Here is a 25,162-nt window from a genome sequence, read left to right on the forward strand (position 1 = left end):
ACCTGTGTGTGCTGGTGTTGGGGGTGTGGGGGATAGTTTCATAGTGTTTCGGTGGTCATAGCGTTGGGGAAACGCCCGGTCTCATTCCGAACCCGGAAGCTAAGCCCGACCGCGCCGATGGTACTGCATGGGGGACCGTGTGGGAGAGTAGGTCACCGCCGAACAAACTTTACGATTCAACCCCCGGACACCCTCCGGGGGTTGAATCATTTCCAGACCCCTCGACCCCTCATACCCCCAGCGACAACCCCGGCCAGCGGCTGCGCGCCTGCTCCGGGGAGCGCATCGTGGCCAGGGTGGGCAGTCCCTCGCGGTCGCCTTCGGTGAGGAGGGCGGGGAGCTGGGCGAGGGGGGCGACGGCGGCGATGTCGTCGAGTACGAGGGTGAGTGGTGGGTCGAGCCGGCCGTCGGATGACCCTGCGGCCATGCGGCGGCCGTGCTCGACCACGTCTGCGGCGAGGGCGGTGAGCAGTGGCATCGCACCCGGGCGGGACCGGGGGCCCTCGATGGCTTCACCCACCAAGTAGAGCGTTCCCCCTTCGTCGATGAATGACTCCAGGACGAGCGAATCTGCTCGGGTGGGTTTTGAAGAGTTTCGGATGTGGACCGACGACATGCCCTCCAGCGCAGTCGCCACCAACTCCGAAGCCTCGTCCCGCCGTTCCGGATGGCCTGTCAGTACCGACTCCAACTCGCCGGCCGCGCCCGAGGCCGCCTCAGGGGCCGAGCGGAGGATGCCCACCGGTTCGTGGGCGCCGGTGCCCTGGGCCCAGCGGTGGACCTGGGCGAAGGGGCGGTCCGCTACGGCGGCTGCGTGGAGCCAGCACGCCAGCATCGTCTCCGCGGTGTCCGCCAGCGTGGTGTCCGTACGGTGCTGGGGGCGGACCGGGCGGAGGAGGGCTGCGGAGCGGGTGGCTGCCGCCTGGCGGTCCCTGCAGCCTGCGGTGGGGGACCAGCGGAGGCGGTCCGGGGTGTCGCAGAGCTGGCCCGGGTCGTAGACGAGGACGGGGCCGAGCTTGGCGCGGGCGTCCTTGGTGTCCGCCCACAGGGTGGCGTCGGAGGTGGTGACGAGTGCCGGGCCCGCTGCGCCCAGCAGCGTCTCCCGGGTGACGGCCACGGCCGTCGGGCTGCCCTTGCGGAACACCAGCGGGCCCGCGTGTGCCGGCGGCGAGCCGCTGGGGGGCCGGCCTGCCGGGGGCTGGGTTGTCGCTGGCTGGGTTGTCGGGGGTTGGGCCGGGCGCTGCTGCGGGACCCTCGGCTGGGGGTGCGTGGGCTGAGCAGGCTGCGGGTGCGGCTGCCGGGTGCGCTGTACGGGCGGTCTGGGCTGGGGTCTGGGTTGGGGCGCCGGTGCCGGGGGGTCCGTGTCCTCGTACCGGTCGGCAAAGCCGTCTGCGAGCGCCTCGTCGCCCGCCGCCGCCTTGTGTGCCGCCGCCCGGCGCGCCTTCCAGCTCGCCAGCGTCGTCATCCCCGCGAGCGTGAATGTGCCGAGCACCATCAACTGGCTGATGAACACGCCCCAGAACAGCCCCCACCCCGACAGGGACTCCCGTGGTGTGTCCGGCCAGGCGGCCGGCAGGTCGTGCGGCTCCGAGACCAGCTCGCGCATCGCCAGCGGGGTTCGCGTGAACGTCACGCCGTCCGGCCAGGCGCCGTGCGCCAGCAGCCCGGACAGGCCCGTTGCCATCCACACCAGGACTGTCAGGCCGAGCAGGAACGCCAGTCCGCCGATGAGCAGGCCGTCGGGGATGCCGCGCTCCGGGCTGCCCTGTGCCGGTCCGCCCCCGTTTCGTCCACCGTGACGCTGCGCCATCTCAGGCCACCGTCGATTCCTTCTCCATCACCACCGGACCCGTGTCGTCCGCCGCCTCCAGGGCCGGTACCGGGGAGGACTCCGTCATCGCCCGGTCGGTGAAGACCAGCGGCCGTTCGGCCTCGGTCACCAGGTGTTTGACGACCTGGACGTTGCCGTTGACGTCCCAGACCGCGATGCCGGGCGTCAGGGACGGGATGATTTCGACGGCCCAGCGGGGCAGCCCGAGGACCTTTCCCGTCGCACGGGCCTCGTCCGCTTTCTGGGCGTAGATCGTACGGGTCGACGCCATCTTCAGGATCGCCGCCGCCTCCCGCGCCGCGGCTCCGTCCACGACGTCCGACAGGTGGTGCACGACGGCGACGAAGGAGAGGCCCAGGCGCCGGCCGAACTTCAGCAGGCGCTGGAAGAGCTGGGCGACGAAGGGGGAGTTGATGATGTGCCACGCCTCTTCCACCAGGAAGATGCGCTTCTTGCGGTCGGGGCGGATCCAGGTGTGCTCCAGCCACACGCCGACGATCGCCATGAGGATCGGCATGGCGATCGAGTTCCGGTCGATGTGGGAGAGGTCGAAGATGATGAGCGGCGAGTCGAGGTCGATGCCGACGGTCGTCGGGCCGTCGAACATGCCGCGGAGGTCGCCGTCGACGAGGCGGTCGAGGACGAGGGCGACGTCGAGGCCCCAGTTGCGGACGTCCTCGACGTCGACGTTCATGGCCTCGGCCGCGGTCGGGGCGGGGTGGCGGAGCTGCTCGACGATGTCGGTGAGCACCGGCTGGCGGTCGGTCACGGTCTCGTTGACGTAGGCGTGGGCGACCTTGAGGGCGAAGCCGGAGCGTTCGTCGAGGCCGCTGCCGGTGGCGACTTCGATGATCGTACGGAGCAGGGCGAGCTGGCCGGTGGTGGTGATCGCCGGGTCCAGGGGGTTGAGGCGGATGCCGCTGTCGAGGGCGGCGAGGGGGTCGAGGCGGATGGGCGTGATGCCCAGCTCCTGGGCGATCAGCGCCCATTCGCCGACGCCGTCCTCACCCTGGGCGTCGAGGACGACGACCTGCCGGTCGCGGAAGCGGAGCTGGCGCAGGACGTAGGTCTTCTCCAGCGCGGACTTGCCGTTGCCGGACTCGCCGAGCACCAGCCAGTGCGGCGCGGGGAGCTGCTGGCCGTAGAGCTGGAAGGGGTCGTAGATGTAGCCCTTGCCGCTGTAGACCTCGCGGCCGATGATGACGCCGGAGTCGCCCAGGCCGGGCGCGGCGGTGGGGAGGTAGACGGCCTGCGCCTGCGCGGTGGAGGTGCGCACGGGCAGCCGCTGGGTCTCCGTCTTGCCGAAGACGAAGCCCGCGAAGGCGCGCGTCGCCAGATCGAGAAGGTCGGCCATGGAGGGTCACCTGATCCCGGTCGCGGAGGGCAGCGTGGGCACGAACGCGCGGTGGTGCCGGGTGCCCTTCCGGGCGTGGAACGGGGCGTGGGGCGGCGGGCCGCACGGCACCGTGCGTTCCGTCTCGTGGGGGAGCATCAACCGCTGAGCCATGGGTCACCTGATCCCGGTCGCGAAAGGCAGCGTGTTCACGAAGGCGCGGTGGTGCTCTCGGTCGCACCATTCCAGTTTCAGGTATGACTTCCCCGCTGAGGCGCGGATCGTGCGCTTGTCCCGGGCGAGGGCTTCGGGGGAGCGGGCGGAGACCGTCAGATAGCCGACGAGGTTGACGCCGGCGGCGCCGGAGGCGAGGTCTTCGCCGCGCTGGTCGATGCGGTCGTGGTGGGCGATGTCCCGGGGGTCGACGACGCGGTTCATCTTCGCCTGCCGGGACGCCTCGGCGTCGTCGTTCGTCTTCTCGGTCAGCATCCGCTCGATGGCCACTTCTGTGGGCTCCAGGTCCATGCATACGGCGACCGTGCGGATGACGTCCGGGGTGTGGACGAGGAGCGGGGCGAGGAAGTTGACGCCGACCGGGGTCATCGGCCATTCCTTCACCCACGCGGTGGAGTGGCACCAGGGGTCGCGGGTCGCCGACTCGCGGGTCTTGGCGCGCAGGAACTGCGGGTCTACGGCGTCCAGTTCGGCCGGCCAGGCGTTGCGCTGAGTCATGGCCTGGATGTGGTCGATGGGGTGGTCCGGGTCGTACATGGAGTGCACGAGGGCCGCGAGGCGGGCGATGCCCAGCGGCTGCCGTACGCGGATGTCGGCCTCGGAGAGGCGGGCGCAGATGTCGCCCAGCTCGCGGGCCATGATGACGGCGATGCACTCGTCGCGGCTCTGCTTGGTCGCGCGGCCCATCACCGTGGCCTCCTGGCCGAGGTCGCGGGTGTAGGGCATGCAGGCGACGAGGTAGGCGCGGTGCTGCTCGGAGGAGGTGGAGACCATGGACTGGAGCTGGTCGTACGAACCCTTTATCCACTGCGGCGCCCGCGGGTCGCCGCGCTGCGCGACGTCCTTGGCGTGCGCGTCCGGGTCGGCGGGCAGCGTACGGGCGAGCATCTGCAGGCGGCGTACGAAGCCGTCGCCGTTGGCGGCGTGCTTGAGGAGCGTGCCGAAGCGGTCGACGAGGGCCTCTTGGTCCTCGCTGTCGCGCAGGCCGACGCCGGGGCCCTCGATCTCTATGACGGCGGTGACGGTGCGGCGGTCGGCGTGCAGCAGGACGGCGATCTCGTCGGGGCCGAAGGGGGCGACCTGCCAGTTGATGCGGCCGATGCCGGGCGGGGTGCCGACGGCGACCTCCTCGCCGTTGAGTCGGGTGCCGGCTTCCTGGGCGCCGGAGCGGTAGACGGCGGCGCCGCTGCGCAGGAGGCGGCGGTGGCTGCGGCTGATCTCGAACCAGCGGTAGAAGGTCCGGCCGCGGTACGGCACGTAGACGGCGGCGAGGGCGAGCAGCGGGAGGCCCATGAGCAGCACGATGCGCAGCGTCAGCACGGGGACGAGGAGGCCGCACATCATGCCGAGGAAGGCGCCGCCGATGATCATACCGATCTCGCCGGTCTCGCGGTTGCGGCCGACGATGGCGTTGGGGCGGGCCTTGCCGATGAGGTACGTGCGACGGGGGGTGATCGGTGGTGTGTCGTGCGTGGTCACCGCAGGTCACCTCCTGTTTCCGGGCTGTTGGGGGGACTGCGAGGGCACGCTGCGGCCACCTTGTGAGCCGGAGCCGGCACCGCTTGACCCGCGGCTGGGCGTGCTGGGCTTGGGCGGGGCGGACTGCTGCGGGCGGGTGCTGTGGGCGGAGACGCCGCCGGCGACGGGGTTGGCCGGCCGGGCGGCGGAGCGGGACTCGCCGGTGGCGCCGCCGGCGGGGCCGGCGGACGAGGTGCGGGAGCCGTGGGTCTTCATGCCGGCGGTGACGAGGGCGGCGGGGGTGGCCATGACGGCGGAGGCGGGGTTGGCGGAGGTGGCGCGGCGGCCCTGCTTGGCGGTCATGATCTCGTCGCCGAAGCCGGGCACGAAGCGGTAGATCATCGCGCTGGCGAAGATGGCGAGCAGGATGATGGCGAGGCCGGAGACGACGGCGGAGAACGCGTCGGGCCCCTCCTCGGCGGAGAGGGCGCCGGCGAGGCCGAGGACGATGACGATGACCGGTTTGACGAGGATCACGGCGATCATGATCCCGGCCCAGCGGCGGACGTGGTGCCACATGTTCTTGTCGACGAGCCCGGCGTAGACGGCGGTGCCGAGGAGGGCGCCGACGTAGAGGAGGGCGGCGCGGATGACGAGTTCCAGCCAGAGCACGCCCGCGGCGAGCACGGAGACGAGGGAGACGACGATGAGCATGATCGGCCCGCCGCCGATGTCCTCGCCCTTCTTGAGCGCTTCGGAGAAGCCGCCGAAGAAGGTGTCGGTGTTGGCCGACGTACCGGACGCGATGGCTTCGGTGACGGAGTCGGTGGCGGTGACGAGGGTGTAGAGGACGAGGGGGGTGAAGGCGGAGGCGAGGACGGTGAGCCAGAGGAAGCCGATGGCCTCGCCGAGGGCTTCGCCGAGGGGGACGCCGCGGATGGCGCGCTTGGCGACGGCGAGGAGCCAGAGGGTGAGGGTGAGGATGGTGGAGGCGGCGAAGACGACGGCGTACTGGCGCAGGAAGGTGGCGTTGGTGAAGTCGACGGTGGTGGTGGAGGTGACGGCGTCGGAGAGCTTGTCGATGGTCCAGGAGGCGGCTTCGGCACACCCCTTCGCCAGCGAGGACAGGGGGTCGACGGATTCGGTGACGTCACCGGGTGAGTTGGGCGCGGAGCGACCGCCGTCGTCCTCCTTTTCGCAGTAGTCCCGGGCGGGGCCGATGAGGCTGTCGCAGGGACTGTCGTCCTGTGCGGGTACGGCGCCGGAGGCACGGGGCGCGGCGAGCAGGAGAGCGGCCGGCGCGCCGGCGAACAGGGTCAGGGCTGAGGCGACGCGACGCCGCGGGCTACCGCGCATAGGTGAAGCCTCCGAACTGCTCGACGGCGTCCTCGATCTGCTCGTCGGTCGCCGCGGGCACGTCACCGGGGACGGGGGCGGGGCCCCGCTTCTGGGAGTCGGCGGCGATCTTCCAGTCGCCGCCCGACCACTGGAGTTCGAAGGTCCAGGTCTGCCAGGTGGTGCGTACGGGCACGTCCGAGTCGGGGCCCGCCAGGCCGATCAGGCCGGTGTACCAGACGGCGACGGTGGCCGTTTCGTCCTCGTACTCCTTGACGGTCGTGCCGATCGGGACCGTCCGGGAGATGAAGGTCATGCCGGAGGGGGGCTCGCCCTCGGCGTCGAGGCCGAGGTTGGCGAGGAAGTCCTCGGAGTACGCGGCGTCCATGCCGCTCTTGGTCTTCTCCGCCAGGGCCGGTGTGTACAGGGCGTCGACCAGTTCCTGGCGTCCCTCGGGCGTGAACATCTGGTCTCCGCCGAGCGCGACGGCGTAGTTCGCCGCCGCCGACTGGGCGCCCGCCGCGGACTGGGGGAAACCCGTGGGGATGCCGGCGGTGGGGTTTTTGACCGGGGTGTCGCCTGTGGGGGCCGTGGGTTGGGTGGTCGTGTCGGGGTTGGCGGTGGATTCGGAGTCTTCCTGGGCGTTGCCGCCGCGGTTCGCGAAGGCGATGGCGGCGATCAGGAGGACCACGACGCCCACGACCGTGACCATCGCGCGGGAGGGCGAGACCCGACCGCCGCGGCGCGGGGCGCCGTAGCGGTCGTCGTTGTCGCCTTCGGCGAAGCGGGTACGGGTGCCGGGTGCGGGGGTGGCGTAGTCGACGTAGTCGGCGTCGTCGTGGCTCATGCCGGGTCACCCCCTTCGTGCGCCGGTGCCGCGTTGCACCGGCGTCGTAGGCACAAGAAGGTAGCGGTGCGCCGTCTGACGTCGCACGGGGGTGCCCGGGCCGCGGCCGGGGGGTGGTCGCCTCCCGGGCCGCGGGCTCGGGCGGCGTCCCGTCGCCGTGTGCCGCACCGCCGTTCGCCGTACGCCTGGCCCTGAAGTCACGGCCCGGCCTACACCGCCATTCCGTACACGATCGTGAACACGGTGCCGAGGGAGCCGATGATGAACACTCCCGTCAGTCCCGCGACGATCAGCCCCTTGCCCTGCTCCGCGCTGAACGTGTCGCGCAGCGCCGTCGCGCCGATGCGCTGCTTGGCCGCGCCCCAGATCGCGATGCCCAGGCACAGCAGGATCGCGACCGCCATGACCACCTCGATCATCACGCGCGCCTCTTGGCCCAGGCTTCCGAAGGGGCCCCAGTCAGGGGCGATACCGCCGATGATGGTGTTGATGTCGCCCTTGTCGGCTGCCAGGAACATGTCGTAACTCACCGCCCCATGCGCTGTGTTGCCGTCCTGGGTGGACGGCAGGAGTCATCGTCCATCCTCCCTGATGATGCCCCCGTGAGAGTCGATTTGGCGTCAACCGCGCGGATTTCACAAGGGTGTTCGGAACTCTCCCCCGACCTTCCTGTATGTATCACGTTAGGTGACTATTGGCAACGCTGCGTGCCTACGGGGTCGGGGAGGCGATCGGCTTGTCCGACCTGCGCCGAATCGGAGTATGTGAAGAGTGGGCGGTGCGGTGACGGCGCCGGGCGGGCGTCGTTGGTGGATTTGACTCAAACAGGCCCTGGGGAAGGCGGCGGATGTGTTCGAGGGGATGACGGTCGTCTCGGGGGTCGTGGTGCTCGTCGGCGCGGTCACCGGCGTCGGTGCGTCCCTGCACGGGGCCGCCGGGCCGGCGGTGGCGCGGGCGGCGCAGGCGGGCGGGGCGGCGGGCGCGGCGAGCGTCGCGGAGGGGGCCGTGCTGGAGGCGGCGGTGGGGGGCGCGGTGCCCGGTCGGCCGGTGGCGGCGGGGTGGCCGGTGCCGGCCGCGGCCTGACGCGCCGCGCCCGCCGGCCGCCGGGGCGCGGCGGCGGGCGGGCGGGGGCGTACGGGCGCGCGGGCGGCGCGCCCGTGTGCCCTATACGGGCTGGCCGATGGGGCGCATGACGACCGTGTTGACGTCGACGCCCGCCGGCTGGTTCAGCGCCCAGACGATCGACTCGGCGACCTGGTCGGACGTCATCATCTCCATGTCCCCCGTCCCTCCGCTCAGGCCGTTCCAGAAGGGGCTGTCGGTGCGGCCGGGGGCGACGAGCGTGACGCCGACGCCGTCGCCTGTCACCATGCGGCGGGTGTTCTCCGCCAGGCCCGTCATGGCCCATTTGGTGATGCCGTAGATGTTGCCCGGGGTGTTGATGAAGCCCGCGACGCTGCCGACGATGACGATCCGCCCGCGCGTCTCGCGCAGCGCCTCCAGCGAGCTGCGGATCAGCAGTGCGGGGCCCAGGACGTTGGTGAGCACCATGTCCCGCCAGCCGGCCGGGTCGCCGGTGGCGAGGTCGTCGTGGGTGGCGAAGCCGGCGTTGGCGACGACGGCGTCGAGCCGGCCGAACGCCTTGAGCGTCGCCTGCACCGCCTCGTCCACCACCTCGTGGTCGGAGGCGTCGCCGGGCAGGGTCAGCAGCTCCGGCGGATCGCCCGCGTCCGCGGCGAAGCGGCGCAGCCGCTCGGCGCCGCGGCCGGTGACGGCGACGCGCCCGCCGCGGGCGAGGAGTTGACGCGCGGCGGCGGCGCCGATGCCGCTGCCGCCGCCGGTGATGAGGGTGACGGGCGAGTCGTGGGTCATGGGGTACGGGGCCTCCGGTGGCGTTCTGGTGGGATGCGCCGAGTGGACCACTTGGAGTGTTCTCTATGTCAACACCTCGGGCGGAGGCGGGCGGAGGTGGCCGTACGGCGCCCTCGGCCGTGGTGCTGGTGCCACCACCGGTCCGGCGGGCGGCACCAGTGAGCGCGGGCCGTACGGGCACGAGGGTGGAGCCCACACCACGACCGAGGGAGACCACCGTGAACCGCCCCCGCCCCGCCGCCCCCGGCCCCGCCGCCCCCGGCCCCGCCGCCCGCCGCGCCGCCGCCGCTGCCCTCCTCACCGCCGCCGTCATCGCCGGTGCCGCCGCGCCCGTCGCCGCCGCCCACGGCGCCACGGGCGGCCCCGACCCCGTACAGAGCCGCCTCGACGCCCTCGTCGAGCGCGACGGCGTCCCCGGGGCCCTCGCGTACGACGGCCGCACGACCCGTACCGCCGGCGTCGCCGACACCGCGACCGGGCGGCCCATGGTCGGCGCCGAGGGGCGCTTCCGGATGGCCAGCAACACCAAGGCGTTCACCGCCACCGCTGTGATGCGGCTGGTCGCCGAGGGCCGGGTGCGGCTCGACGCGCCCGCCGCGCGGTACGTGCCGCAGCTCGCGGGCACCGGCGTCACCGTGCGGCACCTGCTCAAGCAGACCAGCGGGCTGCCGGAGTACCTGCAGTTCGTCGACTGGACCAGCGCCGCCACCGAGGAGGAGTACCTCGCGCTCGCCCTCGGCCACCCCGCCGACTTCGAGCCCGGGGCCGACTGGGGCTACTCCAACACCAACTACCTCGCGCTCGGCCTGCTGATCAGGCACGTCACCGGCGAGGACTACCGCACGCACATCGAACGCACCCTCATCCAGCCGCTCGGCCTGAAGGACACGTACTGGCCGGCGCAGGGCGAGCTGACGATCCGCGGCCCGCACGCCCGCAACTACGGCGTCGACCCCACAGACCCGGAGGCCGGCGTCACCGACGTGACCGAGCTGCCCGGCTACGAGTTCGGCGCCTCCGGCGGCCTCGTGACCTCGCCGAAGGATCAGAACGCCTTCTGGAACGCCCTCTTCGGCGGCCGGCTGCTGCCGGGCTGGGCGCTGCGGGCGATGACCCACGACACCACCGACGTCGGCGGCCGGGACACGTACCCCGAGGGCAGCCGCTACGGCTACGGCGTCGCGTCCTTCCCGCTGAGCTGCGGCGGCGTGTACTGGGGGCACGGCGGCGACCTGCCCGGCGACTCCGTCGCCGGCGGGCGGGCCGGCCGCGGGCGGGGGACGGTCACCGTCTACACCACCACCTGGGCGGCGGAGGGCGAGCGGCTGGCGGACCTGCAGGGGGCGGCCGACGCGGCGCTGTGCGCGAAGGAGCGTACGGGCAGGGGGCGTTGACGGCGCGCCGCGCAGGCAACGGGCAGACAGCCGGGGCCCGATGAGGGATGGTTGAGGGGTGCGCAAGCTCTGGCTGTTCGTGGTGCTGGGGCTGGGGATGGCGATGGCGTTCCTGGCCCTGCTCGTCGTCGGCACGTACACCGCCGCGTCCGGCCTCGCCGGCCGCGGCGTCGGCCTGGCGAAGGGCGCGGTGCCCGCGACGTACCAGCCGCTGGTGCAGAAGTGGGGCAACCTCTGCCCGGCCCTCAACCCCGCCCTGCTCGCCGCGCAGTTGTACCAGGAGAGCGGCTGGGACCCCGGCGCCGTCAGCCCCGCCGACGCGCGCGGCATCGCGCAGTTCATGCCCGGCACCTGGGCCACCCACGGCATCGACGCCAACGGCGACGGCGAGCGCGACATCAACGACCCCGAGGACGCCATACCGTCGGCGGCGACGTACGACTGCAAGCTCGCCGGCTACGTCGAGGACGTGCCCGGCGACCCGACGGACAACATGCTCGCCGCGTACAACGCGGGACCGTACGCCGTCATCAAGTACAACGGCGTGCCCCCGTACGACGAGACGCAGAACTACGTACAGATCATCCGCGCCCTGGAGCAGAGCTTCGCCGCCCCCACCGCGCGCCTGTCGCCGTCGAAGCAGGCCGCCGGCGCCATCCACTACGCGCAGAACAAGCTCGGCACGCCCTATCTGTGGGGCGGCGACGGCACGCCCGAGGAGGGCGGCCGGTTCGACTGCTCGGGGCTGACGAAGGCGGCGTACGCCGAGGTGGGCATCGAGCTGCCGCGGGTGGCGAACGACCAGTGGAACGCCGGGCCCCACCCGGGCAGGGACGAACTGCTCCCCGGCGACCTGGTGTTCTTCGCGTACGACATGAACGACTCGCGCTCCATCCACCACGTCGGGCTGTATGTAGGGGGCGGCTACATGATCGACGCCCCTTACACCGGCGCGGTGATCCGCTTCGATCCGGTCGACTCGCCGGACTACTTCGGCGCGACCCGGGTCACGGAGGCCGGCGCCGAGGCGCTGCCGCAGCGCTGACGTGCGGCGGGCCGCCCGACCCCGAGCCCGGCGGCGCCGGCGGCCGGTGCCGTACGGGCCGCGGGGGCGGTCACTCTTCGATAACCTCCCGGTGATCTTTCGGTCGCGGGCGGAACGCCGGCCCGCGATGCGCCGTTGCAAAGGTCGGGCGGCACCGTTGCAATAGGAAAGACGGCAGCCGCCGGTCAGCGGGAAACGGGTGGGGAGAGGAGCCGAGTGGACATGCGTTCGCTGCACCTGGCGGGGGCACCCCCGAGCGGGTCGAACGCCGACGTTTCCGTGCTGTACGACATCAACGGCGTCGCGGACTCCACGCCGCCCTGGTTCGACCGCGGGGCGGCGTTTCTGGGTGAGTACGGGCTGATCGGGCTCCTCGGCGTGCTGCTGGTCGTGTGCTGGTGGCGGGCGCGCCGGCGCCCCGGCGCGGCGGGGGCCGTGACCGCGCTGCTGTGGGGGCCGCTGGCGGCGGCGCTCGCGTGGGTGGCGAACATGCCGATCCGCGCGATCGTGGAGCGCCCGCGGCCGTTCCGGGAGCACGACGGCCTGGAGGTCCTGCTGCCTGGCACGACCGGGTACTCCTTCGTCAGCGACCACACGTCGGTCGCCATGGCGCTTGCGGTCGGCATCTTCATGGCGAGCAGGCGCTACGGGCTCGCGGCCCTGGCGCTGGCGCTGCTGGAGGCGCTGAGCCGGGTCTACCTGGGCGTGCACTACCCCTCGGACGTCGTCGGCGGCATCGCGCTGGGCACGTCGGTGGCGCTGCTGCTGGCGCCGGCGGCGACGGCCGCGCTGCTGCCGCTGGTGCGGCGGGCGCCGGAGTGGCTGGTCGGCGACCCGGAGCCGCCGGACGCCGGGGCGGACCCGGCGGGCGGTCCCGGCGCGGTCCCGGCGCCGCGCACGGAGCCGCTGGAGCGGGGCGGGCCGGGCGGCCGGGACGGCGACGAGCTGGCTGCGTAGGGGCCGTAGGGGGCTGTCAGGGGTACGGCAGGGGGCGTGCAGGGGGCGCGGCAGCCGCCTGCGGAGGCCGGGGCCCGGGGGCGTACGGAAGCACTCCCGGCCGGGCGCGTGCGCCCATGCGCCCCCTGGAAAGCCTCGCGCCCTGCTGCTGCACACACCCTGCTGCTACACCGCCTGGTCGAAGTCGAACAGCCGCTCAGGGTCGTACCGCTCCTTCACCTTCGCCAGCCGGTCCGCCGCCGGCCCGTAGTACGCGCCGCGCCACTTCCGCAGCGCCGGATCCGCGTAGTTCTGGTACGCCGCCCCCGAGGCGTACCCCCGCATCGCCGCGTGGGTGTCCGCCAGCCACCGCTCGCCCGGCCCGCCGTCGTCGCCCTCCTCCCACGACGAGATGTACTGCGCGAGCACCCGCGACTCCCGGTGCACGAACGCCGTCTCCGCCACCGGCACCCGGTTCATCGCCCCGCCCAGCGCCGTGAGGATGAACAGCGCGTCCGCCGCCTGCGACGCCTTCTCCGCCCGGTCCAGCAGCGTGCCGATGCCGCTCGCGCTCAGCGGCTCGTCGTAGAAGTCGGAGCGCGCCGCGAACGTGTCGCGCTGCAGGATGCCGCGCGCGTTGCGGCCCGGCACACTGCCCTGCAGCCGGCACTGCTCGCGGCTGGCCTGCGCGCAGCCCGCGTAGGAGCGCATGGCGTGGATGTACGTCTGCGGGCCGATGGAGACGTCCTCGGCGGGCCCCGGGCCGCCGGCCTGGTCGGCGAGGAAGTCGACGGCGGTGTGCATGTCGTCCTCGCTGCCCAGCGACAGCGCGGCCACGGAGATCGTCGGCTCGCCGCCGCGGGTGGTGCCGAAGTGGACCGCGGACCACAGCTCGTCGGGCTGGTCCGGCCCCCACTGCTGCCAGGTGGTCAGCAGCGCCTCGGCCTTCGACCAGGGCCACACCATGTTCGCGGCGACGACGTCCGCGGCCTCGCGGGTGTCGTAGCGCAGCTCGGTGACGATCCCGAAGTTGCCGCCGCCGGCGCCGCGCAGCGCCCAGAACAGGTCCTTGTTCTCCTCCGCCGAGCACTCGACGGTCTTGCCGTCCGCGGTGACGACGGTGGCGCCGGTCAGGTGGTCGCAGGTGAGCCCGTACGCGCGCGAGACGACCCCGTGGCCGCCGCCGAGGGTGAGGCCGGCCATGCCGACGGTGGCGCAGGAGCCGGCGGGTATGGTCCGGCCGCGGACGGCGAGGGCCTCGTAGGCGTCGATGGTGCGCGCCCCGGCGCCGACGGTGGCGGTGTCGGAGTCGGAGTCGATGGTGGAGAGGGCGGAGACGTCGACGACGAGGCGGCCGTTGCCGCTGGAGAAGCCGGCGTAGGAGTGGCCTCCGCTGCGTACGGAGACGGGGACGCCCGCGGCGCGGGCGAAGCGCAGGCACTCGGCGGCGTCGTCGGCGTGGTCGACGTATGCCACGGCGGCGGGGCGCAGGTCGTCGAAGCGGGTGTTGTACTGCTGGGCGGCGAGACGGTAGTCGTCGTGCCCGGGGAGGACCAGGCGGCCGGCGAGGGACTCCGCGAGCGCGGGCCAGTCCGGCGGGCCGGTGGTCCTGCCGCCGCCGGAGCCGCTGGGCTTGGGGTCGGGCTTCCCGCCGTCGTCGTCGCCCGAGCAGCCGGCGAGGCCGGCGCCGCCCACGCCGGCGGCGGTGGCGAGGGCGGTACGGAGCACTGTGCGCCTGTCCATCCGCACAGCACAGCGCATGCGGTCCCTCCTTCGCTACCCCCAAGTAGCAAAGCCTGGCCGTGCGCGCCCCTGAGCCCGGGTCAGCCGGGGGCGTCCGGCAGGTGGTCCGCGGCGTCCGCGCGGGCGCGGGAGCGGGCACGGCGGGCCGGGCCCCTCCAGCCGCAGGTGCAGCAGGCGTACGCGAACGAGCCCCGCTCGGCGGTCGATGTGCGGTGGCTCCCGTCGCGGTACGGGCCCTCAGAACCCGCGTCGCCCCGGGGGTCGCCCGGCCCGTGGCCGGGCCCGTCGCTCAGCACGCGGTCACCGTACCGCGGTGGGAAAGACCGTGACGGGGCCCCCTCCGCATCGTTAAGCGAACCGAGGAAACACCGGCCGGGGGTAGCGAGAGATGGCGGCTGAGCAGCGGCGGACCGTACGTACCGGCACCACGCCCGCACGCCCCGGCGCCGCCCCCGCGGCCCGGTCCGCGGCGGCGCTCGCGCTCCTCGGCGCCCTCGCCGCGGCGGCCCTGACCGCCACCGCCGGCTGCTCGGAGCGCGGCGCCGTGGCCGACGAGCACCCGGGCGGCGACCCGCTCAGCGCCGTGCGGCACGCCGCCGACGCCCTGGCCGGCGCGGGCAGCTCCCGGGCGCGTACGGCGATGGAGATGACCAGCGGCGGCACCCGGGTCACCGTCAGCGGCGACGGCGCCTTCGACTACGCGGCGCGGCGCGGCATGCTGCGCGTGGTGCTGCCGCAGGCGGAGGGGGAGCCGATCACGGAGCTGTACGCGGGCGGCGAGCTGTACATGAAGAACCGCGGCGCCGGCGTCCCCGCCGACAAGTGGCTGCGCCTCGACACGACCCGGCTGTCCGACGGGAACCTCGTCACCAACGGCGCCACCGACCCGCTGACCGCCGCCGAGCTGCTGCGCGGCGCCCGCGAGGTGCGGTACGTGGGCGAGGAGCGGGTCGGCGACAGCGTCGTACGGCACTACGAGGGCACCGCCGACCTCAGCCGTGCCGCCCGCGCGGCGTCCCCGTACGCGCGCGGGGCGCTGGCCGCCGCGGCCGGCGGGTTCGTCCAGACCGCGGTGCCCTTCGACGCCTATCTGGACGAGGCCGGCCGGCCGCGCCGGGTGCGGCACGAGTTCGAGCTGTCCGGCGCCTCACCGGTGCGGGTGGCGTCGACCGTCGAAACCTACGACTTCGGGGCCCCGGCCGGCGTGAAGCTGCCCGCGGATCGCGACATCTATGCCGGAACGGTTCGCCAGAGCGGCCAACAGCCCGCTTCCTGAGGGGAGTTGATTCCGCTCGTTTGCGCGGGGGCGTCGGGATTCGCCCGGGAAGGCCGGGGCCGTAAATGGTCCAGACGTGTCATGCGCAGACTGCGCCGCCCTACCTACGCTGAGCGGGAGCCCGGCTGCCGGCGGGTGTGCATGGGGAAATGGGGGTGATTGCACGTGGGTCGGGGGTCGACTGTCCAGGACCATGTGGCTCTCGCCGAAATCGAGCTGTGCGGTGAATTGATCATCGCGGCGACGAGCGCACCGGAAGAGCGCCTGAGCGATGACCGCATCGACGAAGTGCTGAGGGTGGACGCCGCGCGGCGCGGCTCCGAGCGGGACCGCAGGCGCGGCCGGCAGGAGATCACGTCGTAGCGCGAGAGCGCTGGAGTACGAGAGCGATGAAGTGCGAGGGCGCTGAGGTACGAAGGCGCCGTAGCGTGAGGGCGCCGAGCGAGGCGAAGGCGCGCAGCAGAGCAGAGGCACGGAACGGAAAGGCACGCGGCGGCGCGGGCCGCGGGCGCCGCGCGCGGTGGCAGGGCGCGCGGCAGCGGCTCCCCGCCCGGCGTTACGCGCGCAGCATCCGGGCGATCGCGGCGGTGGCCTCCTCGACCTTCGCGTCGACCTCGTCGCCGCCCCGGGCGGCGGCGTCGGCGACGCAGTGCCGCAGGTGCTCCTCCAGCAGTTGCAGCGCGAAGGACTGCAGCGCCTTCGTGCCCGCGGAGACCTGCGTGAGTATGTCGATGCAGTAGACGTCCTCTTCGACCATCCGCTGCAGACCGCGGACCTGGCCCTCGATCCGGCGGAGGCGTTTGAGGTGGGCCTCCTTGTCCTTGCTGTACCCGTGCGGGCCGTCCGGCGCCGTCTCGACGGCGGTCGTCGTTGCTGTGGTGTCGCTCACGTGCCCGTCCTTCCGTTCCCTTCCCCCGGTCCGCGTACCACCGTAGGCGAACCGGGGCTACCATACCCTCCAGGGGTATATGGTACCGCGTTCGTGGCATTCTGTCCTGCGGCTGCTCCGCAGAGCCGGTTCGCTCCGCAGGTGTGGCTCGCCTAGCATCATCACGAACTATTCGCCGATATTCGCAGCACTGAGGATCATCACGTGCGATTTCGTCTGACCCCCAGGGAGACGAGCTTCTACGATATGTTCGCCGCCTCGGCGGACAACATCGTGACGGGCTCGAAGCTCCTGATGGAACTGCTCGGGGCGGATTCCTCCGCCCGGGCCGAGATCGCCGAGCGGATGCGTGCCGCGGAACACGCCGGCGACGACGCCACCCACGCCATCCTCCACCAGCTCAACGCCTCGTTCATCACGCCCTTCGACCGCGAGGACATCTACCGGCTGGCCAGCTCCCTCGACGACATCATGGACTTCATGGAGGAAGCCGTCGACCTCGTCGTCCTCTACCAGATCGAGGAGCTGCCGCGGGGCGTGGAGCAGCAGATCGAGGTGCTCGCGCGGGCCGCGGAGCTGACGGCGGAAGCGATGCCCAACCTCCGTACGCTCAACCACCTGCCGGAGTTCTGGATCGAGGTCAACCGGCTGGAGAACCAGGCCGACCAGATCCACCGCAAGCTCCTCGCGCACCTCTTCAACGGCAAGTACGACGCCATCGAGGTGCTCAAGCTCAAGCAGATCGTCGATGTCCTGGAAGAGGCCGCCGACGCCTTCGAGAAGGTCGCGAACACCGTGGAAACGATCGCGGTCAAGGAGTCCTGAGCCCGGTGGACACCTTTGCGCTCGTCGTCACGATCGGGGTTGCGCTCTTCTTCACGTACACCAACGGGTTCCACGACTCCGCCAACGCGATCGCGACCTCCGTCTCCACCCGCGCCCTGACGCCGCGCGCCGCGCTGCTGATGGCCGCGGTGATGAACTTCGCCGGCGCCTTCCTCGGCAGCGGCGTCGCCAAGACGGTGAGCGAAGGGCTGATCGAGACCCCGCGCGGCTCGCACGGGATGTGGATCCTGTTCGCCGCCCTGGTCGGGGCGATCACGTGGAACATGATCACGTGGTATTTCGGGCTGCCGTCGTCGTCCTCGCACGCGCTCTTCGGCGGCATGGTCGGCGCGGCGCTGGCGGCGTCGTCCACGGTGTACTGGTCCGGGGTGCTGGAGAAGGTCGTCATCCCGATGTTCGTCTCGCCGGTCATCGGGCTGTGCGTCGGCTACCTGGTGATGTGCGCGATCCTGTGGCTGTTCCGGCGCTCCACCCCGCGCCGCGCGCAGCGCGGCTTCCGGATGGCGCAGACCGTCTCGGCGGCGGCGATGGCGCTGGGGCACGGGCTCCAGGACGCGCAGAAGACGATGGGCATCGTGGTGATGGCGCTGGTCATCGCGGATGTGGAGGACGAGGGCGACGCCATCCCGTGGTGGGTGAAGGTGCTGTCCGCGACGATGCTGTCGCTCGGTACGTACGCGGGCGGCTGGCGCATCATGCGGACGCTGGGGCGGCGGATCATCGACCTGCAGCCGCCGCAGGGGTTCGCGGCCGAGACGACGGCGGCGGGGATCATGTACTCGGCGTCGTTCATGTTCCACGCGCCGATCTCGACGACGCACGTGATCACTTCGGCGATCATGGGCGTGGGCGCGACGAAGCGGGTCAAGGCCGTGCGGTGGGGGGTGGCGAAGAACATCGTGATGGGGTGGTTCGTCACGATGCCGGCCGCGGCGGGGGTGGCGGCGGCGGCGTACTGGCTCGCGTACCTCGCCTTCGAATAGTGCTGAAGCGTTTCTCCTGCGCCTGAGCCCTCTCCTGAGCCCGCTGCCTGAGCCCTGAGCCCTCCGCCGCGAGCCCTCAGCCGAAGCGGCCCGAGATGTAGTCCTCGGTGGCCTTCACCTCGGGGTTGGAGAAGATCTTGTCGGTGTCGCCGACCTCCACCAGCCGCCCCGGCTCCCCGACCGCCGACAGGTTGAAGAACGCGGTGCGGTCCGAAACCCGCGCCGCCTGCTGCATGTTGTGCGTCACGATCACGATCGTGAACCGCTCCTTCAGGTCGGCCATCAGGTCCTCGATGGCGAGGGTGGAGATGGGGTCGAGGGCCGAGCAGGGCTCGTCCATGAGGAGCACCTGCGGCTCGACGGCGATGGCGCGGGCGATGCACAGCCGCTGCTGCTGGCCGCCCGAGAGGCCGGAACCCGGCCGGTTGAGGCGGTCCTTGACCTCGTTCCACAGGTTCGCGCCCCGCAGCGACTTCTCCACGATCTCGTCCAGCGCGCGCTTCTTGTACGAGCCGTTGAGCCGGAGCCCGGCGGCCACGTTGTCGTACACGCTCATCGTCGGGAACGGGTTCGGCCGCTGGAAGACCATGCCCACCACCCGGCGCACCCCGACCGGGTCGACGCCCGGCCCGTACAGGTCGTCGCCGTCGAGGCGGACCTCGCCCTCGACGCGCGCGCCCGGGGTGACCTCGTGCATGCGGTTGATGGTGCGCAGGAAGGTGGACTTGCCGCAGCCGGACGGGCCGATGAAGGCGGTGACGGACTTCGGCTCGATGGACATCGAGATGCCGTCGATCGCCTTGAAGTCGCCGTAGTAGGCGCTCAGGTCGCCGATGTCGATGCGCTTGGCCATGGTTCTGGGATCTCTCTCGTACGTGGCCGTCAGCGGCCGGTCTTCGGGGCGTGGAAACGGGCGATGAGGCGGGCGATCAGGTTGAGGAGCATGACGAAGACGATGAGCACCAGGGCGGCGGCCCAGGCGCGGTCGTAGGAGGCGTCGTTGCCGTTGGCCCACTGCTCGTAGATGTAGAGCGGCAGGGACGCCTGGGCGCCGTCGAAGGGGTTGTCGTTGATGGCGGGGTTGCCGAAGACGAGCAGCAGCAGGGGAGCCGTCTCGCCGGTGATGCGGGCGACGGCGAGCATGACGCCGGTGGTGATGCCGCCGATGGAGGTGGGCAGGACGACCTTCAGGATCGTCTTCCACTTCGGTACGCCCAGGGCGTACGACGCCTCGCGCAGCTCGTCGGGGACGAGCTTCAGCATCTCCTCGGTGGAGCGCACGACGACCGGCATCATCAGGATGGCCAGCGCGAACGAGCCGGCGAGGCCGGAGTAGCCGAAGCCCAGCCCCATGATCCAGACGCTGAGGACGAACAGGCCGGCGACGATCGACGGGATGCCCGTCATGACGTCCACGAAGAACGTCACCGCCTTCGCCAGCCGCCCGCGCCCGTACTCGACGAGATACACGGCCGTCAGCAGCCCGATCGGGGTGGCGATGGCCGTGGCCAGCGCGACCTGCTCGATGGTGCCGAGGAGGGCGTGGTAGATGCCGCCGCCGGGGGCGATGGCGACGACGCCGTTCATGGAGTGGGTCAGGAAGTAGCCGTCGAGGACCTTGACGCCCTGCCGCACGGTCTCCCAGACCAGCGACGCCAGCGGGATGACGGCCAGCAGGAAGGCGCCCCACACGAGCGACGTCGCCAGCCGGTCCTTCGCCGTGCGGACACCCTCCGCGCGGGCCGAGACGGCGTACAGCCCGGCCACGAAGAGCAGCGCGGCGATCAGCCCCCACTGCACCCGGCTGGTCAGCCCCGCGCCCAGCCCGACGGCCACCGCCGCGGCCACCGCGGCGAGGGCGACGCCGGCGGGCGCCCAGCGGGGCAGGCGGGGCTGGTGGATGGCGAAGGTGTCGGCACGCTCGGCCACGGGCGCCCTCATGCGCGGGCCCCCGAATACTCCCGGCGCCTGGCGATGATCAGCCGGGCCGCGCCGTTGACCAGCAGCGTGATGACGAACAGCACCAGGCCGGACGCGATCAGCGCGTCCCGCCCGAACTCACCGGCCTCCTTGAACGCCGAGGCGATGTTCTGTGCGAACGTCCCGCCCCCGGGGTCCAGGATCTTCGCCGACAGGACCGCCGACGGCGACAGCACCGTGGCCACCGCCATCGTCTCGCCGAGCGCCCGCCCCAGGCCCAGCATCGAGGCCGAGATGACGCCGGAGCGCCCGAAGGGCAGCACCGACATCCGGATGACCTCCCAGCGCGTGGCCCCGAGCGCCAGCGCCGCCTCCTGGTGCGTCTGCGGCGCCTGCCGGAACACCTCGCGGCTGACGTTGGTGATGATCGGCAGGATCATGATCGCCAGCAGGATGCCGGCGGTCATCAGGGAGCGCGGGGCGCCGCCGCCGTACGAGAAGACGCCGGTCCAGCCGAGGACGTCGTCCAGCCACTCGTACGGGCCGACCAGGTGCGGCACCAGGAACAGGGCGCCCCACAGGCCGTAGACGATGGACGGGACGGCCGCCAGCAGGTCGATGACGTAGGCGAGGAGGCCGGCCAGCCTGCGTGGCGCGTAGTGGGTGATGAACAGCGCGATGCCCACCGCCACCGGCACCGCGATGACCATCGCGACGACCGACGAGACGACCGTGCCGAAGGCCAGCACGGCGATGCCGAAGACCGGCGGGTGGGCGTTGGCGTCCCACTCGAAGGTGGTGAGGAAGTTGCCCTCGTTGTCGGCCAGGGCGAGGGACGCGCGGTACGCCAGGAACGCGGCGATCGCGGCCATGACGACGAGCAGGATGATCCCCGAGCCCTTCGACAGGCCCGCGAAGACGCGGTCGCCGAGGTGCGCGGAGGCCCTGCGGCGGCGGTGCCGCCCGGGCGGCGCTTTGGGCGGCGGGGCCGGGGTGCGTATGTCTGTGTCGGTACTCACGTGCGGTCTCCGGTCTGGGTGGGGCGGCGGCGCGGGGGTGTGCGCCTGTCGTCCCGGCGGCGGTGCACCGGATACGGGACCCGGGCGCTCCCGGCCCCCGCGCGGGTGGGCGCGGGGGTCGCGGGGGCGCGGGCCGGGGGTCAGGAGAGGGACTCCACGGTCGTACGGACCTTCCCGGCGATCTCGGCGGGCAGCGGGGCGTAGCCGAGCTGGCTCAGCTTCGCCTGGCCGGCCTCGCTGGCGGTGTAGCCGAGGAAGGACTTGACCTTGTCGAGGGTCGCCTTGCTGTTGCCCGTGTCGCAGGCGATCTCGTAGGTGAGGAGGGTCAGGGGGTAGGCGCCCTTGGCGTCGGTGGTGTAGTCGAGCTTCATGGCCAGGTCCTTGCCGGTGCCGGTGACCTTGGCGGCGGCGATGGCCTTCGAGGCGTTCTCGCTGGTGGCCTCGACGGGCTCGTCGGCACCGGTGTCGAGCTTGACGGTGTCGATGCCGCTGGCCGTGGCGTAGGACAGCTCGAAGTACGAGATGGCGCCGTCGGTCTGCTTGACCTGCGAGGAGACCCCGGAGGAGCCGTCGGCGGCCTGGCCGCCCTGTACGGGCCACTTCTTGCCGGGCTGGTGCGGCCAGGCGTCCTGCGCGGCGGCGGCCAGGTACTGGGTGAAGTTGTCGGTGGTGCCGGACTCGTCCGAGCGGTGCACCGGCTGGATCGTGGTGTCCGGCAGGTCGGCATCGGGGTTGAGAGCGGCGATGGCCGGGTCGTTCCAGGTGGTGATCGAGCCGGCGAAGATCTGGCCGAGGACGTCCGCGTCGAGCACGAGGTCGTCCACGCCCTCGACGTGGTAGCCGACGGCGATGGGGCCGCCGAGCATCGGGATGTTGATGGCCTCGCCGTCCTTGCAGACCTTCTTCGACGCCTGCACCTCCTCCGGCTTGAGCGCCGAGTCGGAGCCGGCGAAGCCGGTCTTGCCCTGCAGGAACTCCTGGATGCCGGCGCCGGAGCCGGTGGCCTTGTAGTTGACGGTGATGTCCGGGCAGGAGCTCTGGAAGTCGCTGACCCACTGGTCCACGGCGTTCTTCTGCGCGGAGGAGCCCGACGCCAGCAGCTCGCCGGAGCCGGCGCACGTCACGTCTCCGGCGGCGGCCTGCGCGCCGCCGCCGGCCTGGGCGCCGCCGCCGGTGTTGTCGTCCGACCCGCAGGCACCGAGGACGAGGGCACCGGCGAGGGCGAGTGAACCGGCGGCGGCGGTGCGCAGCCGGGTGGTGCGGGAAAGGTTCACGGTGGGGGGTCCTTTGCGGTTCTTGCGGTACTGGAGCGAGACCTCTTCCTCAGGTATGCGCGTTCTCATCCGTCTCGCCTGCCCTGATTCACGTTTCGTTGCCGAAGTTAGGCAGAAGAGGTGAATCGATTCGCCATCGAAAGTGAACGAAAAGTGAATCTCGTCCCTCGTTCGGGCGCCCGCCTCACCGCCCCGCCCGGCGCCGCGTTCCGCGCCGGTCCTGCCAGGTCCCCTACGGGGCCTCCCGCAGCCGGTTCCGGGAGCCGTGCGCTCCCGCTCGGCCGCGTGGGCACGTACGGTGAAGAGATGACGAGCATCGGTGGTGCGGAGATGGTCGACTGGAACCTCGCGGTTGCGACCGCGACGCGGCTCGTGCGGCCGGGGCCCGAAGTGAGCCGGGACGAGGCGCGCGCCATCGTCGGCGAACTGCGGGCGCACGCCCGGTCGGCCGAAGAGCACGTACGCGAGTTCTCCCGGATGTATCCCGAGGGCGCCGACCCCCGGCACGACACCCCGATCCTCGTGGTCGACCGGCCCGGCTGGATCAAGGCGAACGTCGCGGGCTTCCGCGCCGTCCTCGCGCCGCTGCTGGAGAAGATGGACAAGCGCCGCTCGGGCCTGCCCGGCGGGGCCGTCCTGGGCGCCGTGGGCGGCAAGGTCACCGGCGTCGAGCTGGGGATGCTGCTGTCGTTCCTGGCCTCCCGCGTCCTCGGGCAGTACGAGACCTTCGCCCCCGCCACCCGCGAGCTGCCCGGCGGCCCCGCCGCCCAGGCCGGCTCCGACTCCGGCAGCGGCGGCGCGGGCCAGGGCCGGCTGCTGCTCATCGCGCCGAACATCGTCCACGTCGAGCGCGAGCTGGAGGTCGCCCCGCACGACTTCCGGCTGTGGGTCTGCATCCACGAGGAGACCCACCGCACGCAGTTCACCGCCGTGCCGTGGCTCCGCGACCACCTGCAGGGCGAGATCCAGTCGTTCCTGGGCGAGACCGAGATCGACCCGGCCACCCTGCTGGACCGCGTACGCGAGGCGCTGCAGAGCCTCAGCGGCAGCCGGGAGGAGGGCGGCGAGGAGCGCAGCATCGTCGAGGTCGTCCAGACCCCCGCCCAGCGGGAGATCCTGGGCCGGCTGACCGCGGTGATGTCCCTGCTGGAGGGGCACGCCGACTACGTGATGGACGGCGTCGGCCCGCAGGTCGTCCCGTCGGTCGCGGAGATCCGGGAGAAGTTCACCAAGCGCCGCCAGGCCGGCGCCGGCCGGCTGGACCAGGCGCTGCGCAAGCTGCTGGGCCTGGACGCCAAGCTCCGCCAGTACCGCGACGGCGAGCGCTTCGTCCGGCACGTCGTCGACCAGGTCGGCATGGACGGGTTCAACCGGGTGTGGACCTCGCCGAACACCCTGCCCACCAAGTCGGAGATCGCCAAACCGGCGGACTGGATCGCGCGGGTGCACAGCCGCGCCGAGAACTGACGCCCGCTTCCGGCGGTTCCCGTGGCGGCGTATTCGCGCGACATTCGCTCGACTTTCACCCGTCCGAGGGAGCGAACCCGGCGTTGCCTGCGTGCAATGCTCGGTTGTCCGCTCTCCTCTGTCACCATCGGCATACTTACAGTGACGGTCGCGGGGGTGAGCCCGAACAAGCTCTTCCGCCGCCAGCGAAAGTGAAGTGAAAGCCATGGGTCCCCATCCAGCGGTCGCCGCGATACGTCTGGCGGTACGCCAGGTCCTGCACGACGTGCTGACCGAGTACGCGACGGCGCACGTTCCCCCCACCACCGCGGCCTCCCCTGCGTCTCCGGCGGCCCCCGCCGGCCCCACGGCCGCGGTCCCCGCACCCGCGTCACGCACCCGGCCCGCGGGCCCCCACCCGGCCGCCCCCGCCGACTCCTCCGCTCCCGCCCCTCCTGCCCCTCCTGCCATCCTTTCCGCCGCCCCGCTCGTCCTCGTCGCCTGCTCCGGCGGCGCCGACTCCATGGCGCTGGCCTCCGCCCTCTCCTTCGAAGCCCCCCGCCAGGGCGCCCGCGCCGGCGGCATCACCGTCGACCACGGCCTCCAGAACGGCTCCGACCTGCGCGCGCAGGAGGTCGTCGGCCGGCTGCGCGCCCTCGGTCTGGACCCCGTCGAGTCCGTGCGCGTCGCCGTCGGCCGCGGCGGCGGCCCCGAGGCCGCCGCCCGCGACGCCCGCTACGCGGCCCTGGACGAGGCCGCAGAGCGCCTCGGCGCCGCCGCCGTGCTCCTCGGCCACACCCGCGACGACCAGGCCGAGACGGTGCTGCTGGCGCTCGCTCGCGGCTCCGGGGTGCGCTCCCTGTCCGGCATGGCCGCCGCCTCCGGGCCCGGTGGCCGCTACCGCCGCCCGTTCCTGCAGATCGACCGCCAGGTCGCCCGCAAGGCGTGCCTGGTCCAGTCGCTGCCCGTCTGGGACGACCCCCACAACGCCGACCCCGCCTACACCCGCTCCCGCGTCCGCCACGAGGCGCTGCCCGTGCTGGAGAAGGCCCTCGGCCGCGGTGTCGTCGCCTCCCTGGCCCGTACCGCCCGGCTCTCCCGCGACGACGCCGACGCCCTCGACGAGTGGGCCGCCGACGCCGAGCGCGGCGTGCGCGACGCCGACGGCGGCCTCGACGTCCGCGGCCTGCACGCGCTGCCGCCCGCCGTCCGCCGCCGCATCCTGCGCCGCGCCGCCCTCGCGGCCGGCTCCCCCGCCGGCTCGCTCTTCAGCCGGCACATCGAGGAGATGGACAAGCTCATCACCGGCTGGCGCGGGCAGAGCGCCCTCAACCTCCCCGGGCGGGTGTCCGCCCGCCGCGAACAGGGCCGGCTGATCGTCCGGCGGGGGGGCTGAGACCCGTACGCCGCGGATCCCGCCGGTGCCCCGGCCGGCGGGGCCGTACCGCCGCCGGCCGGCGGGCAGACGTGCGGAAAACGTG

25 protein-coding genes and 1 rRNA gene are annotated in these 25,162 nt (G+C 72.5%); 12 read left to right on the forward strand and 14 right to left on the reverse strand.

The features are described 5' to 3' along the window. Positions 1-47: 47 nt before the first annotated feature. Positions 48-164, forward strand: a 5S ribosomal RNA gene (gene rrf / locus B124_RS20105). 65 nt (positions 165-229) lie between these two features. Here the strand turns inward: rrf and B124_RS20110 are convergent. Together B124_RS20110 and B124_RS20115 are read right to left on the reverse strand one after the other, a co-directional pair. Beyond that, positions 230-1,810 carry a type IV secretory system conjugative DNA transfer family protein gene (locus tag B124_RS20110; protein WP_496504273.1) on the reverse strand — a complete coding sequence of 527 codons (1,581 nt, stop codon included), beginning with the start codon at positions 1,808-1,810 and terminating at the stop codon, positions 230-232. Position 1,811: 1 nt separating this feature from the next. Then, complete coding sequence (locus B124_RS20115) at positions 1,812-3,185, reverse strand: ATP-binding protein (protein WP_496504274.1); 1,374 nt, start codon at positions 3,183-3,185, stop codon at positions 1,812-1,814. Here B124_RS20115 and B124_RS20120 point away from each other — a divergent pair. Then, positions 3,184-3,333, forward strand: a complete 150-nt coding sequence (locus tag B124_RS20120; protein WP_496504275.1) for a hypothetical protein — start codon at positions 3,184-3,186, stop codon at positions 3,331-3,333. The two genes, B124_RS20115 and B124_RS20120, sit on opposite strands and share 2 nt — an antisense overlap. A gap of 8 nt (positions 3,334-3,341) precedes the next feature. Here B124_RS20120 and B124_RS20125 read toward each other — a convergent pair whose 3' ends face one another. The 4 genes from B124_RS20125 to B124_RS20140 form a co-directional block, all read right to left on the reverse strand. Beyond that, complete coding sequence (locus tag B124_RS20125; RefSeq protein WP_496504276.1) at positions 3,342-4,877, reverse strand: SCO6880 family protein; 1,536 nt, start codon at positions 4,875-4,877, stop codon at positions 3,342-3,344. A 6-nt stretch (positions 4,878-4,883) separates the two neighbouring features. Next, on the reverse strand, positions 4,884-6,212 hold the full coding sequence (locus B124_RS20130) for a hypothetical protein (RefSeq protein WP_496504277.1): 1,329 nt from the start codon (positions 6,210-6,212) through the stop codon (positions 4,884-4,886). Then, positions 6,202-7,038 carry a hypothetical protein gene (locus tag B124_RS20135; protein WP_496504278.1) on the reverse strand — a complete coding sequence of 279 codons (837 nt, stop codon included), beginning with the start codon at positions 7,036-7,038 and terminating at the stop codon, positions 6,202-6,204. The genes B124_RS20130 and B124_RS20135 overlap by 11 nt, the downstream gene beginning before the upstream one ends. Before the next feature lie 209 nt (positions 7,039-7,247). Then, positions 7,248-7,556, reverse strand: coding sequence for a DUF8827 family protein (locus B124_RS20140; protein WP_018840935.1), 309 nt, complete (start codon positions 7,554-7,556; stop codon positions 7,248-7,250). Between the two features lie 343 nt (positions 7,557-7,899). Between B124_RS20140 and B124_RS20145 the strand changes: the two genes are divergently transcribed. After that, positions 7,900-8,121: a hypothetical protein gene (locus tag B124_RS20145; protein ID WP_496504279.1), complete on the forward strand. Its 222-nt coding sequence runs from the start codon at positions 7,900-7,902 to the stop codon at positions 8,119-8,121. An 81-nt stretch (positions 8,122-8,202) separates the two neighbouring features. Here B124_RS20145 and B124_RS20150 read toward each other — a convergent pair whose 3' ends face one another. Beyond that, positions 8,203-8,910: an SDR family oxidoreductase gene (locus B124_RS20150; protein ID WP_496504280.1), complete on the reverse strand. Its 708-nt coding sequence runs from the start codon at positions 8,908-8,910 to the stop codon at positions 8,203-8,205. A 218-nt stretch (positions 8,911-9,128) separates the two neighbouring features. On the opposite strand from B124_RS20150, the gene B124_RS20155 reads away from it, so the two are divergent. The 3 genes from B124_RS20155 (at position 9,129) to B124_RS20165 (ending at position 12,306) form a co-directional block, all read left to right on the forward strand. Continuing rightward, the gene (locus B124_RS20155) at positions 9,129-10,304 is read left to right on the forward strand and encodes a serine hydrolase domain-containing protein (RefSeq protein ID WP_496504281.1); all 1,176 of its coding nucleotides are present in this window, start codon (positions 9,129-9,131) and stop codon (positions 10,302-10,304) included. 58 nt (positions 10,305-10,362) lie between these two features. Continuing rightward, positions 10,363-11,349 carry a C40 family peptidase gene (locus B124_RS20160; RefSeq protein ID WP_496504282.1) on the forward strand — a complete coding sequence of 329 codons (987 nt, stop codon included), beginning with the start codon at positions 10,363-10,365 and terminating at the stop codon, positions 11,347-11,349. Between the two features lie 216 nt (positions 11,350-11,565). Next, positions 11,566-12,306 (forward strand): phosphatase PAP2 family protein, encoded by a 741-nt coding sequence (locus B124_RS20165; protein WP_496504283.1) that lies wholly within the window; start codon positions 11,566-11,568, stop codon positions 12,304-12,306. Between the two features lie 165 nt (positions 12,307-12,471). Here B124_RS20165 and B124_RS20170 read toward each other — a convergent pair whose 3' ends face one another. Both B124_RS20170 and B124_RS20175 read right to left on the reverse strand, forming a co-directional pair. Further along, a complete protein-coding gene (locus B124_RS20170) occupies positions 12,472-14,028 on the reverse strand; it encodes an FAD-binding oxidoreductase (RefSeq protein WP_496504284.1) in 1,557 nt (518 codons plus the stop codon). Positions 14,029-14,108: 80 nt separating this feature from the next. Beyond that, positions 14,109-14,324 (reverse strand): hypothetical protein, encoded by a 216-nt coding sequence (locus tag B124_RS20175; protein ID WP_496504285.1) that lies wholly within the window; start codon positions 14,322-14,324, stop codon positions 14,109-14,111. Positions 14,325-14,416: 92 nt separating this feature from the next. On the opposite strand from B124_RS20175, the gene B124_RS20180 reads away from it, so the two are divergent. Further along, complete coding sequence (locus B124_RS20180; protein ID WP_496504286.1) at positions 14,417-15,304, forward strand: SCO4651 family lipoprotein; 888 nt, start codon at positions 14,417-14,419, stop codon at positions 15,302-15,304. Positions 15,305-15,469: 165 nt separating this feature from the next. Next, positions 15,470-15,667, forward strand: coding sequence for a hypothetical protein (locus B124_RS20185; RefSeq protein ID WP_496504287.1), 198 nt, complete (start codon positions 15,470-15,472; stop codon positions 15,665-15,667). Between the two features lie 193 nt (positions 15,668-15,860). Here the strand turns inward: B124_RS20185 and B124_RS20190 are convergent, their stop codons facing one another. After that, positions 15,861-16,193 (reverse strand): metal-sensitive transcriptional regulator, encoded by a 333-nt coding sequence (locus B124_RS20190; protein WP_496504288.1) that lies wholly within the window; start codon positions 16,191-16,193, stop codon positions 15,861-15,863. Between the two features lie 204 nt (positions 16,194-16,397). Here B124_RS20190 and B124_RS20195 point away from each other — a divergent pair, with 204 nt between their 5' ends. Together B124_RS20195 and B124_RS20200 are read left to right on the forward strand one after the other, a co-directional pair. Then, positions 16,398-17,018: a DUF47 domain-containing protein gene (locus B124_RS20195; protein ID WP_101423001.1), complete on the forward strand. Its 621-nt coding sequence runs from the start codon at positions 16,398-16,400 to the stop codon at positions 17,016-17,018. Positions 17,019-17,023: 5 nt separating this feature from the next. Continuing rightward, complete coding sequence (locus B124_RS20200) at positions 17,024-18,022, forward strand: inorganic phosphate transporter (protein WP_496504289.1); 999 nt, start codon at positions 17,024-17,026, stop codon at positions 18,020-18,022. A gap of 76 nt (positions 18,023-18,098) precedes the next feature. On the opposite strand, the gene pstB is transcribed toward B124_RS20200, so the two are convergent. The 4 genes from pstB to pstS all read right to left on the reverse strand — a co-directional run bounded on the left by pstB (position 18,099) and on the right by pstS (position 22,235). Next, entirely contained in the window at positions 18,099-18,875 is a 777-nt protein-coding gene (gene pstB / locus B124_RS20205; RefSeq protein ID WP_496504290.1) for a phosphate ABC transporter ATP-binding protein PstB, read from the reverse strand. A gap of 29 nt (positions 18,876-18,904) precedes the next feature. Then, entirely contained in the window at positions 18,905-19,963 is a 1,059-nt protein-coding gene (gene pstA / locus B124_RS20210) for a phosphate ABC transporter permease PstA (RefSeq protein ID WP_496504291.1), read from the reverse strand. Beyond that, positions 19,960-20,961: a phosphate ABC transporter permease subunit PstC gene (gene pstC / locus B124_RS20215; RefSeq protein WP_496504292.1), complete on the reverse strand. Its 1,002-nt coding sequence runs from the start codon at positions 20,959-20,961 to the stop codon at positions 19,960-19,962. The genes pstA and pstC overlap by 4 nt, the downstream gene beginning before the upstream one ends. Before the next feature lie 140 nt (positions 20,962-21,101). Further along, positions 21,102-22,235 (reverse strand): phosphate ABC transporter substrate-binding protein PstS, encoded by a 1,134-nt coding sequence (pstS, locus tag B124_RS20220; protein WP_496504293.1) that lies wholly within the window; start codon positions 22,233-22,235, stop codon positions 21,102-21,104. 306 nt (positions 22,236-22,541) lie between these two features. Between pstS and B124_RS20225 the strand changes: the two genes are divergently transcribed. Beyond that, entirely contained in the window at positions 22,542-23,702 is a 1,161-nt protein-coding gene (locus B124_RS20225; protein ID WP_496504294.1) for a zinc-dependent metalloprotease, read from the forward strand. A 205-nt stretch (positions 23,703-23,907) separates the two neighbouring features. Then, the gene (gene tilS, locus B124_RS20230; protein WP_496504295.1) at positions 23,908-25,077 is read left to right on the forward strand and encodes a tRNA lysidine(34) synthetase TilS; all 1,170 of its coding nucleotides are present in this window, start codon (positions 23,908-23,910) and stop codon (positions 25,075-25,077) included. Positions 25,078-25,162 lie beyond the last annotated feature (85 nt).

It is taken from the genome of Streptomyces sp. CNP082 (assembly GCF_059570535.1).